17 protein-coding genes are annotated in these 18,345 nt (G+C 37.8%); 7 read left to right on the forward strand and 10 right to left on the reverse strand.

Annotation, left to right across the window (positions count from 1 at the left end; translation table 11 throughout):
• Positions 1–20: 20 nt before the first annotated feature.
• Together ACLI50_RS03235 and ACLI50_RS03240 are read right to left on the reverse strand one after the other, a co-directional pair.
• Positions 21–1,223: a GTP-binding protein gene (locus ACLI50_RS03235; protein ID WP_411413145.1), complete on the reverse strand. Its 1,203-nt coding sequence runs from the start codon at positions 1,221–1,223 to the stop codon at positions 21–23.
• A 3-nt stretch (positions 1,224–1,226) separates the two neighbouring features.
• Complete coding sequence (locus ACLI50_RS03240) at positions 1,227–1,565, reverse strand: MerC domain-containing protein (RefSeq protein ID WP_343641639.1); 339 nt, start codon at positions 1,563–1,565, stop codon at positions 1,227–1,229.
• Positions 1,566–1,651: 86 nt separating this feature from the next.
• Here ACLI50_RS03240 and ACLI50_RS03245 point away from each other — a divergent pair, with 86 nt between their 5' ends.
• Positions 1,652–2,041 (forward strand): Fur family transcriptional regulator, encoded by a 390-nt coding sequence (locus ACLI50_RS03245; RefSeq protein WP_110011593.1) that lies wholly within the window; start codon positions 1,652–1,654, stop codon positions 2,039–2,041.
• A gap of 66 nt (positions 2,042–2,107) precedes the next feature.
• Here the strand turns inward: ACLI50_RS03245 and ACLI50_RS03250 are convergent, their stop codons facing one another.
• The gene (locus tag ACLI50_RS03250) at positions 2,108–2,593 is read right to left on the reverse strand and encodes a hypothetical protein (protein ID WP_343641637.1); all 486 of its coding nucleotides are present in this window, start codon (positions 2,591–2,593) and stop codon (positions 2,108–2,110) included.
• Between the two features lie 342 nt (positions 2,594–2,935).
• A complete protein-coding gene (locus tag ACLI50_RS03255) occupies positions 2,936–4,144 on the reverse strand; it encodes an SH3 domain-containing protein (protein WP_411413146.1) in 1,209 nt (402 codons plus the stop codon).
• 213 nt (positions 4,145–4,357) lie between these two features.
• Between ACLI50_RS03255 and ACLI50_RS03260 the strand changes: the two genes are divergently transcribed.
• Positions 4,358–4,849, forward strand: a complete 492-nt coding sequence (locus ACLI50_RS03260) for a hypothetical protein (RefSeq protein ID WP_062669418.1) — start codon at positions 4,358–4,360, stop codon at positions 4,847–4,849.
• 63 nt (positions 4,850–4,912) lie between these two features.
• On the opposite strand, the gene ACLI50_RS03265 is transcribed toward ACLI50_RS03260, so the two are convergent.
• The 3 genes from ACLI50_RS03265 to ACLI50_RS03275 are packed head-to-tail and all read right to left on the reverse strand — an operon-like array spanning position 4,913 to position 6,524.
• Positions 4,913–5,140, reverse strand: coding sequence for a hypothetical protein (locus ACLI50_RS03265; RefSeq protein ID WP_062669420.1), 228 nt, complete (start codon positions 5,138–5,140; stop codon positions 4,913–4,915).
• A gap of 18 nt (positions 5,141–5,158) precedes the next feature.
• Positions 5,159–5,620, reverse strand: a complete 462-nt coding sequence (locus ACLI50_RS03270; protein ID WP_411413147.1) for an NUDIX hydrolase — start codon at positions 5,618–5,620, stop codon at positions 5,159–5,161.
• Between the two features lie 58 nt (positions 5,621–5,678).
• Positions 5,679–6,524, reverse strand: a complete 846-nt coding sequence (locus ACLI50_RS03275) for an AraC family transcriptional regulator (RefSeq protein ID WP_411413148.1) — start codon at positions 6,522–6,524, stop codon at positions 5,679–5,681.
• A 90-nt stretch (positions 6,525–6,614) separates the two neighbouring features.
• Here ACLI50_RS03275 and ACLI50_RS03280 point away from each other — a divergent pair, with 90 nt between their 5' ends.
• The 5 genes from ACLI50_RS03280 to ACLI50_RS03300 all read left to right on the forward strand — a co-directional run bounded on the left by ACLI50_RS03280 (position 6,615) and on the right by ACLI50_RS03300 (position 11,392).
• Complete coding sequence (locus ACLI50_RS03280) at positions 6,615–7,598, forward strand: polysaccharide deacetylase family protein (protein WP_411413149.1); 984 nt, start codon at positions 6,615–6,617, stop codon at positions 7,596–7,598.
• A 197-nt stretch (positions 7,599–7,795) separates the two neighbouring features.
• Positions 7,796–8,275: a DoxX family protein gene (locus ACLI50_RS03285; RefSeq protein WP_202840399.1), complete on the forward strand. Its 480-nt coding sequence runs from the start codon at positions 7,796–7,798 to the stop codon at positions 8,273–8,275.
• A 454-nt stretch (positions 8,276–8,729) separates the two neighbouring features.
• Positions 8,730–9,653 (forward strand): NAD-dependent epimerase/dehydratase family protein, encoded by a 924-nt coding sequence (locus ACLI50_RS03290; protein ID WP_411413316.1) that lies wholly within the window; start codon positions 8,730–8,732, stop codon positions 9,651–9,653.
• Positions 9,654–9,786: 133 nt separating this feature from the next.
• On the forward strand, positions 9,787–10,695 hold the full coding sequence (locus ACLI50_RS03295) for a helix-turn-helix domain-containing protein (protein WP_202840397.1): 909 nt from the start codon (positions 9,787–9,789) through the stop codon (positions 10,693–10,695).
• A 7-nt stretch (positions 10,696–10,702) separates the two neighbouring features.
• Positions 10,703–11,392 (forward strand): type 1 glutamine amidotransferase domain-containing protein, encoded by a 690-nt coding sequence (locus ACLI50_RS03300; RefSeq protein WP_343638313.1) that lies wholly within the window; start codon positions 10,703–10,705, stop codon positions 11,390–11,392.
• Between the two features lie 462 nt (positions 11,393–11,854).
• On the opposite strand, the gene ACLI50_RS03305 is transcribed toward ACLI50_RS03300, so the two are convergent.
• The 3 genes from ACLI50_RS03305 to ACLI50_RS03315 form a co-directional block, all read right to left on the reverse strand.
• Positions 11,855–13,372, reverse strand: coding sequence for a TSUP family transporter (locus ACLI50_RS03305; RefSeq protein ID WP_411413150.1), 1,518 nt, complete (start codon positions 13,370–13,372; stop codon positions 11,855–11,857).
• Between the two features lie 5 nt (positions 13,373–13,377).
• Entirely contained in the window at positions 13,378–16,254 is a 2,877-nt protein-coding gene (locus ACLI50_RS03310) for a TonB-dependent receptor (protein WP_411413151.1), read from the reverse strand.
• Positions 16,255–16,640: 386 nt separating this feature from the next.
• Positions 16,641–18,317, reverse strand: coding sequence for an NADPH-dependent assimilatory sulfite reductase hemoprotein subunit (locus ACLI50_RS03315; RefSeq protein WP_411413152.1), 1,677 nt, complete (start codon positions 18,315–18,317; stop codon positions 16,641–16,643).
• Positions 18,318–18,345 lie beyond the last annotated feature (28 nt).

Raw genomic sequence — 18,345 nt, forward strand, 5'->3', positions numbered from 1 at the left:
GCATTAAATAAAAGTTAATTTTAAATATTCTTTGGGAACGGATCCTCGAAACTTCGTTTCTTATCGAATTGTTCCTTTTCTTTTTCATTAATAAGACATTGCTGAAGATCTGCCAGCATCTGATCTTTGTCCAGATTCTGCCCGATAAATACCAGTTCATTGATCCTGTCTCCCCAGTTTTTATCCCATCTGCTTTCTATAAACTTCTGATTATCTGAAAATGAAGAATACTGAACCCTGTGACTCATCGGCATGCTGCACCACCAGACTCCTGCTTTTTCGAGTCTGAATGAACCTCCTGCCTGAGAGAAATTCAATGCATCATCAGGTCTTGAAGCCAGCCAGAACAGACCTTTTGCTCTGATGGTTCCTTCCGGATAATGATGATTCAGATATTCCCAGAGTCTTATGGGATGGAAGGGCTTTTTATCTCTGAAAACCAGTGAACTTATTCCATATTCTTCAGTTTCCGGGGTGTGATGATCAGCCTGTAACTCTTTTTGCCAGCCAGCGGATGACTGTGCTTTATCGAAATCAAAAAGCTGTGTATTCAAAATCTTTTGAGGATCAATTTTTCCAAACTCCGATTGTAAAAGGGTCGCCTCCGGATTTAACTTCCTGATTGCTGCTTTTAAAAAGCCAAGTGTCTCAGTATCGATAAGATCTGTTTTGTTTAAAATAATCACGTTGGCAAATTCAATCTGATCAGTCAGAAGATTAACAATCGTTCTGTAGTCGCCTCCCATATCAGTAAGATCGCGGTCCATCAGTAGTTCATTAGATCCAAAATCTTTCATGAAATTGAAACAATCGACCACCGTTACCATTGTATCAACATAACTGAAACGGGAAAGATCTATTCCGCTCTCTTCATCAACATAGGTAAAGGTTTGAGCTACAGGAATCGGTTCACTGATTCCCGTACTTTCAATAAGGAGGTAATCAAAACGGTTTTCACTGGCAAGACGTTCTACTTCTACCATAAGATCTTCACGAAGTGTACAGCAGATGCATCCGTTACTCATTTCAACAAGCTTTTCTTCTGTTCTTGAAAGCGTGTTTTGATTTTCAACCAGGCGTGCGTCAATATTAATTTCACTCATATCGTTCACTATCACGGCTACTTTTAAACCTTGTTTGTTATGCAGAATATGATTCAATAATGTCGTTTTACCCGCTCCCAGAAATCCGCTGAGTACCGTTACAGGAAGTTTCTTAGTCATGTTTTAATGTTTATGATTTTTAAAATTGATGATATGGCCTGTAATCAAACCGACAGCTCCGATATAGATCAGAGGAAGATGAACTTCAAACAGAAAATCTGTCAATATAGACATGAAAATAAGGCTTAATGATATCCAGAACAGAAACTTCAGCCACCGGTTTTCCATTTTCTTTGTTATTCTCAATACCACAACGGCTCCAATAAAAAGGAAAGCAAGGTCAATATAAGGATTATGGGAGATTCCCAATGGAACAATTAATAGCAGTGGAAAGACAATACAATGAATCAGGCATAAAACAGCAGCGGAGATTCCTACAGCATCAAGAATTTTTGATTTCATAATAGTATGGATTAATTTTCTTATCGTAACTTTGTTGCAAAAGTAGAGATAAAAATTTAAATAACGCAACTTTGTTGCATTAAAATATGAAACAGGTCAGAAATACTCACGCCAAAACTGAAATTTTAAACCTTATTAATAGTTCGGATGTTGCCCTTACCCATTCTGATATTCAGAAGAAACTTGGAGATCTGTGCAACAGAGTAACCATCTACAGGGTTCTGGAAAGGCTTGAAAACGAAGGTGCGATACACAAGATCGTCAATATTGATGGTGTAGTGAATTTTGCAAAGTGCAGTGGAAAATGTACCCATGAACAGCATTTTCATAATCATGTTCATTTCAACTGTAAGGAATGTCATTCCGTTACGTGTATTGAAAACGCTATTCCGGAAATCAGTCTGCCGGAGCATTTTATTGCACAGGAATATAATTTTATTATCAGCGGTATATGCCCGAAATGTGCTGATGCCTGAAAAAGAAAAAGGCAGAAAAGCGAATATGCTGATCTGCCCTTTTATTGTAGTGAAATATAAATTCTGTTATAAAGAAGAAATATAGACTTCTATCTTGGTACCGTCATAATTGAAGGTTCCGTCAGAATTCTTTTTACCCAATACCCATTTCATGTCTACAGGTACATTCCATGCTGATCCTAATGAAAAACCGTTAACAGAACGGATTTCATTACCATTTCCCGTAGTAATAGCCGAATGAAAGAATGTTTTGTCGATAAGCCTGTAAAAACCAATGGCTTTTCCTGCCGGAATAGGGGTATATCCATCCCACTTTTCTCCCGCCGGATAATTGAATAAGGTTAACCATTTTTGTCCTGCAGATTCGGCAAGCTGAGTAGGACTTATCCTGGCACCACGCATATACAATGCATAGGCAACCACATCATGACATACTCCACTGTTGTATTTCGAAATATTCTCTTCCCCAGAGAGAATGGAATGAGCAACGGGTGCTCTTTCAGATAGGGATAGCTGAGCCTTCCTGGCTCCTTCTGGTGTTATAAATGACATATTGTAATATTTTGTTTGGTGACGTAAAGATACGGCTTTAAAATTTAATCACTTATGTTAGAAAATATTTTAAGTTTCGGCTAAAGCCAATGGAAGAATACTTTATAAAATAGGCGGGCTAAAGCCCGCTTCTATTGATATATAAATTAGGTATTATAGCAGAGACAAATGTAAATATTCAATAGGAACGGGCTTTAGCCCGTTTTAACAATTAAATACAGATATGTCGGCTTCAGCCAAAACTTAATATTGGCTAAGTTCAGGCTGAAACCTTTGAAAAATAAATAATAAAATGTGCGGGTTAAAACCCGCCTCTATTGATCAATATAATTAACAATTCATTTAACAATAATACATGCATTCATAGCTGAAAAGTTTCCCCTCTTTAAAAGTAAAAATAAAGAGCCCGGCATCTCCATTCTGAATGTGATATTCGTGTGGAGAAGAAATCCAGCGTGTTGAAAGCAATTCGCCAAAATGGTTGACAAAATCCTTTTCGTTATAATTAGAATCCATACGTTCATTTCCCAGAATCACAGCTTCGCCATTGTTGAAGGACATTTTGTAAATGCTTCCGGAAACTTTTCCTTTATATTCTTCAAAAGCAACCATCATATCAGAGGTTCTGTAAAAATATTGAGGATCCCAGCCGCATTCAGGGGTATTGGGAATGTCTTTTACCTTCTGCATCTCCAGCTGTTTCATCTGTGCATCAGTGATTTTTCCGTCAAAAAGCTTGGTTTCTTTCCATACAAAATGCATATTTAAGGCTTTCAGCTTTTTTTCATAAGCTTCAGTTCCAGGTTTTTTTGCCAGTTGATCTGCCAGAAGAAGTTCAAAATCAATATCTACTTTTGGATTTTCTACACTGGTATTGGATTCTTTCCAGTACTGTAATGCTTGTTTAAGGTTTTTATCTTCCTGCCATGCAATTTCACGTAATCTTCCCACCTGAGCCAGTTCTTTTTCCTTGTTTTTACCTTTAACTGCGAGATAATCTTTAAGAATTCTGTCGTAAGTAAGTCCGGTTCCCAAGTATTTCATCTGGATATATTCCGGATTCTCATGAAAATGATCCCCGATATAAATCCAGCCGTCCTCATATAAAGGAACATAATCTATACAGACAAGTTCGTTTAAAGCAGCCCTGCGTATGGCTGTACTTTCTGTGGTAGGAGCTTTTCGTACACGCAGCTCAGATACCTGCACATAAAAATGTGGACATTGATGTCCTTCTGTTCCTCTATAAAAATACTGAGCGGGTTCGCCGGCAGACTTTTTCCCACGCATGCTTTTTTGTAACGGCTGACGGTCTATAAATCCAATATCACCGTTGCTTACCTGTACTTTGTATTGCGTTTGGGTTGAATCCAGAACATAAACAGGAGCTTCGGTAGAAAATATTCCTAAAAGATCTTTATTTTTTCCACTTTCACGAAAGAGATATCCCCATTCTGACGTATAAACAGGGCGTTGGCCAGGGCTTTGTGCCATGGTATTATAAAAGCAGCACTGAAAAATGCCGGCTGCCAATAGTATCTTATTCAACATATTGTAATGCATATCCACAAAAACGATCCTGTTTTTTGCAGATGGTTCATAATGGTTTCTGTGGTTATTCCTTCAAAAATAATGAAAAATCAGGGTTTATGCCAAAGTTATTGTTATTCAGAATGGGTATAAATTCCATCCTATTCATCTGTTCCCATTGGGTAAAGTAAATAAAAATACTATTTTTATCGGCCAAAAAAGTAAAAACTCATTATGCCCACTGATGCTTCTCTTAAGCTGATTCCGATGACAACTTTCGTGCTGGAATATTATTCACACGAAGGATATGCCGATCTTCAGATTTTGAATCTGATGAATAATTATGCCAATTTCTTAAAGAAGCGTTTAACTCTTGGAATGTTTGTTCCTGTAGACCGTAAAGGAAATATTCTGAAAGAACCGAAAAATTATACCGCATGGAAATCTCTTGACCATAACGATGGAAGAAGAACGGATATTGTAGGTTTTGAAGAATATGCAGAGTACCAGAAGGCTGAGCAGAACTGTATGTTTGAAGGTTTTAAGGTAGATTATAATGGATATTCAAAAGTGAGAATCATTGCTTCATACGACCCTTCTATCGAATTGTCTTTTAATAAAAATGATCTGATCCCTACAGGCTTCAATGATGTAGAATCACTGACGGTGTTTGATGATATCTTTTTAACATCCAGTGCATTAAAAGCGATTGGAATAAAACGATAAATTATAGTTGTACTATATAAAAAACCTTTATCAGTACTGATAAAGGTTTTTTGTTTTCTTGTTCTATCTGACACATTCCCCCGAATGGCAGTGGTAGCCTGATGGACAAAGCCCGTTGATGCAGGGACCGGCAGCATCAGGATAGCATCTTTCATCTGCACGGCAATGAGAATGAGGAGGACAAAGGGAAAGCAGATTGCCAAGGCAAACGCCTACAGGAAGAGGAAGATTCAGTTCTATTCCAATGGCTCCGATCATGTTTTTTAATGTTTTTCTGTTTAATTTTTTCATGGCTTTTGTTGTTAGGTGTTAGTGATTTTTTAATATACTTTCAAGTTCTGTAATGAAATCTTTCTGTGCCGGATTGATCCGTTTTTGTGCTTCCTCTGAAGCAAACCACTCCCATTGGTCCACTTCGGGAATTTCAATTATTTTGCCGGATTTGGGCGGCCATTCTAATGGAAAGCTATTGCTGTAAAGATCTGATGTATCAATATCTCCTTCCAGGGCCCATGCATAAACTATTTTTCCTCCTTTTTGTCTGATGGGTGATAATTCTATGAATTGGCCTTCTGCTGCTTTACCTGTTTCTTCTTTAAATTCCGTTAATGCCCTCACTAATGGATCTTCATCAGGAAGAATTTCTCCTTTGGGGATAGACCATGCGCTAGAATCTTTATTTCTCCAGAAAGGGCTGCCGGGATGAACCAGAAAGTAATACAGACTGTCTTTTTCTTTTTTAAAGAGCAGAATCCCGGAACTTGTTTTCATGGGTTTAAATATTTGATTATTAAAGATATAAAAAAATATAATCAGATGATCAATAAGATCAGCCTTTCTTTTTAAACTGAGAGGGTGACATTTGTTTGTACGTTTTGAATATTTTATTAAAGTGGCTGGCATCATTGAAACCCAGCTTGTCAGCAATTTCACTGATATTATAATGACTCTGAAGTAAAAGCTTTTCAGCCGTTTTTATTTTATATTGTATAATATGCTGTTGTATGGAGAAGCCTGTCTGTTTTTTGATATAAATGCTGATATAATTGGGAGAAAGCATAAATTCTTCAGCCAGGTTCTCAATTTTCATTTTATCAGCATCGAGAGCATTGACATTGATATAGTACATGATCTTTTCAATTTTGTTAAGGTTTTGGGTGAGCCAGTTTTTTGCAGTGGCATTTTGCATTGTATTCCGGATCAAAATAATCATAATGCTTGAAAACAGATCAGTAGTTATCTCTTTGTTATAGGTATTTTTATGGCTGAATTCATACAGAAGAATCCGGGCAAGCTGTAAAAGATGCTCCCTGTCTGTTTTACTCTTAATCGCCGATTCGTACACGAAGGAATGATCTTCCATCAGGAGCTGTACAATCTTTTTAAGTTCATTTTTTTTATTTAGCAGAAGATTTTCCCAGATATACTGTTCTGTAAATTTTATATAAATGAATTTTGTTTTGTTTTTAATTGAAAATTCATGTCCGTCACTGGGTCTCAGGAGAAAAACATCACCCTTTTTATAAGGGAAAGTAATGTTGTTGAGGTGATGAAATCCTTTTCCGCTTTCTATGATGATCAGTTCATAAAAATTATGATTGTGATATTCAACATCCCAGTTTTCCTTTTCAATGCTGAAAACATTAAAAGAGTTGAAATTAACGATTCGTTTCATAGCAGAATGAATTTTTACAAAATTACCATTAATTTTTACAATATATGCCAATGGATTATTGATGAATTTTGCCTTATCAATACATTCAAAATGAAATATATAAAACAATCAGTATTGCTGCTTGCCTCAGCAATTGTTCTGATGTCTTTTTCTGATCATCATGACAGGGATACAAAAGAAAAAAAGCAACAGCATGAAAAACAGGCTCCGGCAAAAAAATACTGGCCCAATGGTGCTCAATTAGTTATTTCCGTTTCCATGCAGTTTGAAACGGGTGGACAACCGGAAGGCGCTGAAAGTCCTTTCACTGGAACTCCTCTTCCCAAGGGACAACCGGATCTTCCCGCAGAAAGCTGGTACCGCTACGGAGGAAATGAAGGAATTTACCGTATGCTGGATTTATGGAAAAAATATGATATTAAAGTTACCTCTCATGTCGTAGGAAGTGCTGCTGAAAAGTATCCTGAAGTCGCTAAAGCTATTGCAAACGGAGGTCATGAAATTGCCGCTCATGGTTTTACCTGGGATAATCAGTGGAATAAAAATTATGCTGACGAACTGAATTTCGTAAAGAAAGGTGTGGATGTTGTAGAAAAAATTACAGGACAGAAAGCTGTTGGGTATAATGCCAACTGGCTGAGAAGAAGCCCGAATACACTTAAAGTATTACAGGAACTGGGTTTTCTGTATCATATTGATGATCTAAGCCATGATGAACCTTTTATAACTAAAGTAAAAGGAAAAAACTTTGTAGTCGTTCCTTATACGCTTCGTAACAATGATATTGTCAATATTGAAGGGAAACACTGGAGCCCGGAGCAGTTTTTGGCCCAGCTGAAATTTGAATTTGACCGCTTGTATGAAGAAGGAGCTTCCAAAAGGAGAATGATGAGTATCAGTTTTCATGACAGAATCGGTGGAACTCCTGCAATGGTGCATGCTATGGAAGAATTTATAAAATATGCCAAAGAAAAGCATGGCGTAGTCTTTATGAGAAAAGATGATATTGCGAAAATGGTAATGAACGATCCTGATACTCCGGTTGACAACAGCGAAGAAAAGTTTAATAAGTAAGGAAGCTGGAAGCTGGAGGAAGGAAGTTATCGAAGTCTGAACGAATTATAGATAATTGAAATAATGATAAACACAGTAGAAGTGAATCATAGCAGATCTATGCCTTCCAGCATCCAGCTTCCCGCTTCCATCCAAAAAATATAAGTAAGGAAGCTGGAAGAATGAAGTTATCGAAGTCTGTAAAAACAAATTAGAGAATGATTGAAAAACACAGTAAAAGTGAATCACAGCAGATTTATATCTTCCAGCATCCGGCTTCCCGCTTCCATCCTAAAAAAAATACCTTTATGAATAACACAAAAACAGCCTATTTTTTCCTTCGTGTATCGATGGGAATTAACCTTTTGGGACACGGATTGGTTCGTCTCATGAAATTGCAGGACTTTGCATCAGGAATGATGAAGGGTTTTGAAACAAGCTGGCTTCCGCAGCCATTGGTCCATCTTTTTAGTGTCACTCTCCCCTTTCTCGAATTTACAATCGGCCTTCTGCTGATCATTGGTTTTAAAACCCGTATTGCGGCGATGGCCGGAGCTTCTCTGATTATCCTGCTCCTTTTTGGAAGCAGTACTGTTGAAAACTGGGAAGCAATGGGTATTCAGATGATCTATGCAGGCCTGTTCTATATTCTGATCAGCAGAATTGAGGATAATTACCTGGCCTTGGATCGAAAATAAAAACAGTAAGGCTGAAAAAAGTAAAGAATTACCTGATTAGTATAAATTTTTTGACTCTTTATCCAACCACAAAAGTCACAAAAGGTTTCATTTTAATACACTTAAGTTTATTTAGGTAAAATGATATCGCAGGAAAGTTCACATAAGATGAAAATCTTTGATTTTCACAAAACTTTGGTGTACTTATTACGTACAATGTTTGGCTCTGAAAAAATTGAAGTATTTAAAACTTTTGTGCCTTTTGTGGTTAAAAATGATTCAATGCTGTATTTTTATTTTCTCAGCCTAATTATTTTCCTGCTTTTTTACATTGTTCAGAGATTATGTTACAACTTCCTTAGATTCAGTTACTCTGTTTTTATAGTTATGCCCGAATTTTGTATCAGAAATAAAAGAAACTGAAAGTATTGGGTTTATTTTCAGTGAAATAGGTAACCCTCAAAATTTTAAAATGATGCAAACTATATTAGGAGCCAACGGCCAGATTGGTGAAGAGCTGGCAAGAGAACTGAAAAGGAATTATACTTCAGATCTCCGTATCGTCAGCAGAAAGGCAAAAAAAATAAATGATACAGATACTGTTTTTTCCGCAGATTTATCAGACAGGGAGAAGGCAGTTGAAGCTGTGAAAGGAAGTGAAATCGCTTATTTTACTCTTGGACTTCCCATGGATACGGATTTATGGGAGAGGCAGTTTTTGACCATCATGAAAAATGTTATTGAAGCCTGTAAAATCAACGGAACAAAGCTGGTGTTTTTTGATAATACCTATATGTATCCTCAAAATAATGAAGTTTTAACGGAACAAACCGGATTCGCTCCTGTGGGAAGAAAAGGAAGGGTAAGACAACAGATGGCCGAAATGCTTTTAAAAGAAATGAAAGCCGGAACCATAGAAGCCGTTATTTGCAGAGCCCCTGAGTTTTATGGCCCCGGAAAAACGCAGAGTATTACCAACAGTCTTGTTTTTAATGCCATTAAAGAAGACAAAAAGCTGAAAGTCCCTTTAAGAGATGATAAATTACGAAGTCTGATCTGGACTCCCGATGCGAGCCGTGCCACTGCTTTGATCGGAAATACACCGGATGCTTATGGACAGACATGGCATTTACCTGTAGATGATCATAAGCTGAATTATAAAGAATTCATTGCGCTGGCTTCTGAGGTTTATGGAAAAGAACTGAAATATTCGGTTATTCCAAAGCTCGCCTTTTCAATCGGATCCTTATTCAATAAAAATGCAAAAGAGCTGTTGGAACTGCTTCCCAGATATCAATATGATAACCTGTTTGATGATTCAAAATTCAGAAAGAGATTCCCGGGATTTAATGTAACTTCTTACAAGCAGGGAATTGAACAAATTAAAAAAGAACAGTAATCCGCAAAATAATCCTTTCAAAATAAGTAACTTAGAGACACCATCACCACAACCGAAGGACAAAATATTCCCCTCCTTCGGAGGGGTGGCGAAAATTCAAAGAATTTTTGACGGGGTGGTAAAAAAGAATAAAATGAAAGCTCCAGAAAAAGTAACCTCCATCACAGCATTACACAGGTATCTGAATCTGAAAAGGCCGTCTAATCCTTTGATCAGTGTGTTTGGTTTTAATGAAGTAACTATAGATCCGAAGACTGTTCTGAGTGCTGTGACCACAGATTTTTATGTGGTTTCCCTTAAAAAAGATTGTGCAGGGAGATGTAAATACGGACAGCATTATTATGATTTTGAGGATGGAATCATGTATTTTATTGCTCCCCATCAGGTATTACAGTTTGAAGATATTCTGCTTTCCGAAGTAAGAGGAAGTGTACTGGTTATTCATCCTGATTTTTTACAAGGTTATCCATTGGCCGCTATCATAAAGAATTATGGTTATTTTTCGTATTCTGCTAATGAAGCTTTGTATCTCTCCGAAAAGGAAGAAAAATCCGTAACGGATATCATGGATAATATCAGCAGGGAGATAGAAGCCAACATGGATAGTTTCAGCCAGGATTTGCTGGTTTCCAACATTGATTTACTGTTAAAATACTGCGACAGATTTTACAACCGCCAGTTTTTAACACGGAAAAAGGTGAATCATGATCTTTTGACACAGCTTGAAACTTTACTGGATGATTATTTTAAAAATGAAAAACTGCTGATTGACGGGATTCCTACTGTACAATTTGTGGCAGCTCAGATGAATATCAGCCCCAATTATCTGAGTGATATGTTAAGAGTTCATACAGGACAGACCACACAACAGCATATTCAGAACAGAGTGATTGAAAAGGCCAAAGAACTGCTTTCCACTACTACTTTATCTGTTTCTGAAATTGCTTATCATTTAGGATTTGAACATCCGCAGTCATTTCACCGTTTGTTTAAAAACCAAACTACTGTTTCACCTTTAGAATTCAGAAAATCTTTTAATTAATCGTATCATGATGAAAAAAATATTGCTAATCGTAACGAATATAGATCAGTATGCCAGTGGTAAGTTTAAAACAGGTTTATGGCTGAGCGAGCTTAGCCATATATATCATGCGGCAAAGGAAAAAGGATGGCAGATCACCATAGCTTCTCCAAAAGGAGGAAATACTCCTGTTGACCCCGAAAGCCTGAAACCTCTGGTCCTTGATGGAATTTCAAAAAAATATTATGAAGATCCTGAATTCATGAATGAACTGGCCCATACAAAAAGTCTCAATGAGGTAAAGAATGAATCTTTCGACTGCATTTATCTGGCCGGCGGACATGGAACGATGTATGATTTCCCTGATAATACTACTTTACAGACTATACTCAGAGATCAGTATGAAAATAATAAAATGGTTGCTGCAATCTGCCATGGAGTTGGAGGATTGTTGAATGTAGAGCTTTCAGGAGGAGCATATATGATTAAAGGTAAATCGATTACTGGATTTGACTGGTTTGAAGAAACCCTGGCCAGAAGAAAAAATGAAGTACCTTTTAACCTGGAAGCCGCTCTTAAAGAACGGGACGTACATTACAAAAAAGCATTTATTCCAATGACTTCTAACGTTATTGTTGATGGACATTTGATTACAGGGCAAAATCCTTTCAGTTCTAAAGAAATGGCTAAAGTAGTAATTCGTGAGCTTGAAAAATAAAGAGCGGGGATTGACAGTACAATATATGTTGTAAGATAAAGCGAAAAGTAAAACGCAAAGCTTAAAAAAGTAAGCTTTTTAATAAAGTGAGCAAATGGTTGCGACTATGTCGCTGATGAAGGTTTGGCTATACATGCGCTCAAAAAGAATCAATTGCGAAATCTAAATAATTGATGAGAGACTAAGGTATCCTGTATTTAATTTTATCGGAGATAAAATTCTTGCGCCTTACAGCAGTTTTTTATTAATCATGTTGCGTCTTTGCGTTTTCCAAAAACATTTTATATGTAGTTTAAAAAAAAATAAAAAAACGCAAAGTTTTAATGGTTTCAGATTCTTACTAAAAATGAGTAATGATAGTGTCAATACACTGCATCATTAATTTCCCCCCTGATGCCTCAAAATAAAGTAAACATTAAAATCTCTGCGTTTAATACTTTTTTTCTGTTTTTATATTTGTTCTTATGATAAAAATGATTTTGTTATTGTCACCAGACTCATTATAATTACTACTATTCCCACTACCACGAACATTTTCTTTGTCGGAAGCTTTGATGTAAGCATCGCAGAAAACGGAGCGGTAAAAACACCACCCAATAAAAGTCCCAGAACAATATTCCAATGGTGGATACCTATCGTAAAAATAAAGGTAATGGCACTGGTAATGGTTAGTAAAAACTTTGCAACAGTGGAACTTCCCACTACATATCGGGGAATCCTTCCCTCTTTGATCAGCGTTCCGGTTACCAAAGGTCCCCAGCCGCCGCCGGCAAAAGAATCTATGAAGCCGCCTGCCAATCCTAATATTCTGAGATTGGTTCTGCGTTTGGCTTTCGCTTGTCCGGTTTTTTTATCTTTAAATGCATTGTTTAAGATATTAATTCCAAGATAGAGCGTGTAGCAGGCAATAATTGGTTTTACGATGTGAGCATAATGTTCACCATAATGAGACAGTGTTAAAGCACCGATAACAGAACCCACAATAGCCAATGGAAACAGCACCCAGACCATTTTTTTATTCACGTTTCCCAATTTATAATGACTGAAACTCCCGGCCGCCGTGGTAAACGATTCCGCAGAGTGGATGCTGGCACTTACAACCGGCGGCGGAACATTTAGTAATAAAAGAATCGTAGTACATATCACTCCATAGCCCATTCCCATAGATCCGGCGACAATTTCTGCCATAAAGCCCGCAAACAGCATCCAGTAAAAAATATGGCCATCTTTATTCAGAAAATGCTGAATATCATCAGATAAATTAAACTGATACACGACAAGGCCAAATAATCCGAAAAGAAGTAAAACACCAATGATGGCCAGATAAATATTGGCTTTTCTCTGGGCTGTTTTGGTGATACTGATCAGCTTTTGAATTTCTATATCCGGTTTTGCAGCAGCTTTTCCTTCGGACAGATATTCTGTTGTAATCTTATTAAGTTCTTTTACTTTATAATTAAAATCGCCTGTCAGTTGATTACGGATATGCTGCATATTGTCCAATACATGATCCATTTCGTCAGGAATCACTTCGGTAAAGGTTTCTCTTAATCTTTTAGCGATGGTTGGAGATTTTCCATTGGTGGAAATAGCTATTTTAAGACTTCCCTTTTTAACAATGGATCCTAAATAAAAATCACAAAGATCAGGTTTATCCGCAATATTGACCAGTACACTTTTTTGCTGGGCTTTTTCTCTGATTTCCCCGGCCAGTTCAATATCATTTACCGCAATAATGGCCAGATCAGTATCGTTAAAATCATGATCGTCATATGCTCTTTCATGAAGTGTTATATTGGAAAACTGATTTTGTAAAGTTCTGACCTCCGGAATGATTTCTTTGGCTACCAGTTTGATGGATGTTTCCGGTGAATTGCCCAGAACAGATTCCAGCTTTTCAAGGGCAACCTTGCCGCCGCCAATGATCAGAAGCGACAGGTTTTCAAGTTTTAAAAAGATGGGATATAAAGAATTGCTCATCCTGATTACAGTTTTAAGTCATAAGTAAAAGCGAGATAATACAGTCCTCCGATTTCAGGACCTGCTGCATACTGGAAGTAACGGCGGTTCAGCAGATTGGTAGCACCTATTTTAATATTTGCACGGATTTCAGGAAGCTTCCATGTTGCCTGTGCATCAATGGTGTAATAATCGGGAATTTCTCCGGATGCTAAAGGACTTTCCCACATAAAACCGCTCTGCCATCTGGCTACAAGAGTGAATCCTATATTTTTAACAATCTCTCTGTTTCCTAAGCTTACATTTACCATCCATTTCGGAGTGTTGAAAGCTGTAATAAACAGGTCTGAGTTATTATTGGAAGCCAGATCATTATAGGAAACATTGGTGTTGATATTGTAATTTCCTGTGATATTATATCGGATTCCTAAAGATGTTCCGTAGCTTTTGTAGGTACTGTTGCTGTTCGTATAAACCCTGTATCGGTCCTGTTTACTTCTATCGAGCATCGCAAGTACGGCTGCACTGCTTCCTACCTGACTGTTTTTGGGAACAGCCACTTCTACCTGACCAAGGAATCCTTCGTAGATATTGTAATAAAAATCCCAGTCCAGCACCAGTTTATTATTGAAAAAAGTAGACTTATACCCTACTTCAAACGAATTGATTTTCTCCGGCTGTAATTTCTGAAGATTCGCTACCGTTAAAAGCTGTTTGTTATCCTGAGCTGCCTGAGCCTGGGTTTTTCCTGCGTCAACATCAGCGTTTACTGCTGAGGTAAATTTATCGATGGATGCCAGCGTATAAGAGTTTTCCAGATAGCCTAATCCATCATTCACTTTTGAAAGTCCGCCTACTCTTCTTACATTTCCGTTATTCACGAATGAAAGGGCTTCAAATAAAGATGGAAAACGATAGCCGTTTTGAAAAGATGCCCTGAAATTATGCTGTTTTACAGGGGAATACACTACACTTATTCTTGGATTTAGTTTGGCTTCAAATTCCGGGTTTCTGTCGATCCGTAAAGCGGCATTAATTTTTACTTTATCATCGAAGAAAAGCTTGGTAATCTGTGCAAAAGCCCCATATTTCTGATAGATAACCTCTTTCCCGAAAGTACCATTGGCTAAAGGAATGTTTCTTTCATTGACCGGACGGTTGAAATCAACAAAGTTATTTCCATCCGGAGTAATGCTGTACAAACGGTAATCTACTCCTGCAAGAAGGTTGAATATCTTCACAAACCTGCTGAAATCATAGGTCAGTTCCCCCTGATAAAAGCGGGATTTCTGTTCAAGCTTGGCTCCTCCTGTTGCCGGAGCTCCTGCTACTCCTGCATTGGCCGAATCCCAGTTATTAATTCCAATAATGGTATTTTTTAACTGTTCAAAGGCTGCAGTTCCCGGTACAGCCCTGTTTTTATCAGCTTCCTGACGGGCGAGAATAAATGCTTCGTTAAGATTGATTCCGGCATTCAGGCTGTTCTGAAGCGCGGTCTGGAATATATTTTTCCAGTTGGTATTGGAAAGATTCGTCAGATCAAGATTATCTGCCAAAGGTTTGAGATTATAGGAATCTCCTGTATTTTCTATCGATACATAAGCTCTGAAGGTTAATTCTCTTCCTGTGAGTTCTACTTTATGATTCTGAACCGTAGCATTCTGCAGACGGATTTTATTTCCTCTCTGGAAAGTTCCGTCCAGCAAGCCGTAGCGATACACATAAGATGTTCTCCACTGATCTCCGAAACGATAATATAAACCTGCATCGAACTTGATATTTTTCACGTCAGGGCTTACCAGATCTTTTTCCAGATATCCGGTTCTCGAAACGTTGAATGTGGTTGGTTTTCCGTTGTAATCTACTTTTACAGCTACACGGTTGTTTCTTTCGTCACCGTATTTATTCCAAAGATCTTCAGCCGGATTGTTGGCCAAAGCAAAGTTAGGATTGGCTGTTACCAATGAACCTGGATTCTGATCTGTCAGATTATTGGAAATCCAGTCGGTTCCACTGAAATAGGAAGCATTTACCTTTACGGCAAAGTTTTTATTGAATACTTTTGCAAACCGGATGGCACTTTCTCCCAGAGAACTTACTTTATGATTGACATTATCTACATGATTCACTCCGCCCCGGAAATAAAAGCTTATCCCTTCAGAGGTAAACGGATCTTTGGTCTGTAAACTTGCCAGTCCGTTGATGGCATTCATCCCATACAAAGCAGAAGCAGCACCCGGAGTAACTTCCATCGACTGAATATCCAGTTCTGTAGGTCCTATTGCATTTCCCAGCGGTACGCCCAAGGTTGCTGATTGTACATCAACACCATCAACCAACTGCATAAAGCGGAAGTTGTTCGGCGAATTGAAACCTCTTGAATTTGGAATTTTTAAAGTAAGACTGGAAGTTAACAGCTGTAATCCTTTTACATTTTCCAGGGTTTCATAAAACGAAGCTGCCGGACTTTCCCTGATGGTTTTAATATCTATTTTCTCAATAGCTATCGGTGATCTTAATATCTTTTCCGGAACTCTGGAGGCGGAGATCACCACATCATCAATGATGGTATTCTGAGGATTAAGGCCTACCGTTATTTTGTTGGAAGGTGAAAGTATTTCAACCGTCTGGCTGGTAAAACCATCTTTCTGAATAACCACCCGGAACGGAATTGTAACCCTTGTTCTGATTTTAAAATTACCTGCCTGATCAGTTAATGCAGTATCCTGTGTGTTTTCGATCTGTACTTTTACAGAATCAAGACCTTTGTGTGTACCTGTATTTTTGATGCTTCCGCTGAGCTCTATGAGTTGCTGCTGTGCTTCTGCCAGGTTAAAAAATAGAAATGTAAATGCAATAATACCTGCTTTTGGCAGAAAATTTCCCTGCTTTTTGTTTTTCATTTTTTCTTCATTTTTTAGGTTGAGAATGAAGCTGCCTGAATTTTTACATTGATTATTTTTACCACAAAAGGCACAAAAGCTTTCATTTTAAAACACTTTAGTTCAATTATATAAGTTTAAAATGACACTGTAGAAAAGTTCACATTAGATGAAAATCAAAGATTTTTACAAAACTTAGGTGTACTTATTATTCAAAAAGTTTGGCTCTTAAAAAGCTTAAGTGTTTAAAACTTTTGTGACTTTTGCGGTTTTGAATCGAAAAACTTCAAACAGCTTTATATGTATCGTTATTTGAGAATCAACAACACATACACATTCGTCCGCTTAAATGAAGAGGTTGAGTTTTTTTGTTTTTTTTCAGATCATAATGAAAATCAGCCATATAATTAATTTAGGTTAAGTAAGTAACGGTATGAAAAATCACCAAATGTTTCCTCTGCCAGTCTTTTCTGTACATAAATCCCGAAAAGCTCATCCAGAGTGGTCAGAATTTCTTCTTCACCAATATTTTCTTTAAATTTTGTATTCAGTCGCATTCCTAAACGGTCTCCACCAATGTGAAGATTGTATTTCCCATAGGCTGTACCTACAAATCCTATTTCAGCATTGGGAGATCTTCCGCAGCCGTTAGGACAGCCGGTCATACGGATCGTGATATCTTCTTCCAGCAAACCATATTTTTCAAGGATAGGCTCTATTTTTGTGACCAGAGAAGGCAGATAACGCTGGGCTTCCGCCAGTGCCAGTGAACAGGTATTTAAAGCGACACACGCAACAGAGTTTTTACGTAAAGCACTTGCTCCGTCAGTATTTTCTGAGATTCTGTGCTCTTTTAAAATAGCTTCGATTTCAGCTTTATCCTTTTCGTCAATATCAGCAAGAATAAGGTTCTGGTTGCAAGTAAAACGGAAATTGGCTTTTCCTGTCTGCGCAATTTTTAGCAACCCTGATTTTAAAGGATATTCTGCTGTATTAAGGATTCTTCCGTGCTCTACAAATACGGTATAGAACCATTTTCCTTCATGATTCTGTATCCAGCCGTAGCGGTCTTTTCTTTGTGTAAACTTAAATTCACGGGCCGGTTCAAAGCTGAATCCTGTTCTCTTTTCCACTTCAGCTCTGTACTCTCCGATACCCAATTTATCAATCGTATATTTTAATCTTGATAATTTTCGGTCGCTTCTGTTTCCGAAGTCTCTTTGTACCGTTATAATTTCGTACACGGCTTTCAATACTTTTTCCTCGGTATCCACAAATCCAAGGATGGAAGCAAGACGGGCATACGTGGCTTCATTTCCGTGAGTGGCCCCTAATCCCCCTCCGGCAGCAATATTGTAACCTACGATTTTATCATTTTCGATAATCGCGATTAAAGCAATATCATTGATGAATACATCCACATCGTTATTGGGTGGAACGGCTATTCCTATTTTCAGTTTTCTCGGAAGATATCTGTCCTGATACAAAGGATCTTCCTCTGCTTTACGGTCTACCAGAAGTTCGTCATCGATCCAGATATCATAATAAGCTTTGGTTTTCGGAAGACACATTTCACTGATTTTACCTGCCAGTTCATAAGCTTCCTGTTGTAAAGGGGATTCCGAAGGATTGGCTGTACAGGTTACGTTTCTGTTGACATCTCCGCAAGCGGCAATAGAATCCAGATGCTGAAGATTGAAGCTCTGAATGGTGGGTCTTAAATGAGATTTCAAAATCCCATGAAGCTGAATCGTTTGTCTTGTGGTTACTTTAATGGTTCCTGTAGAATGATCTTCAGCTGTTTCATTCAATCCTATCCATTGTTCCGGAGTTAAAAAACCACCGGGAAGCCTTAGACGGATCATGTAAGAATACAACCATTCCAGTTTTTTGGCGACACGCTCTTCCCTTCTGTCTCTGTCGTCCTGCTGGTACATTCCGTGAAATTTGATCACAGTCTGGTCATCTTCTCTGATGGCTCCGGTGAAGTTATCTGCAAGACTTTCCTTTAAAGTTCCTCTGAGTCCGTTACTGCCGGTTTTAATTTTTTCTACCGGTGAAAGGTTCTCTTTATTGTTGTTCATAATTGTTTCCTTTAATTTTTACGGGTAC

The organism is Chryseobacterium cupriresistens (assembly GCF_046614675.1).
Lineage (GTDB): Bacteria > Bacteroidota > Bacteroidia > Flavobacteriales > Weeksellaceae > Chryseobacterium > Chryseobacterium cupriresistens.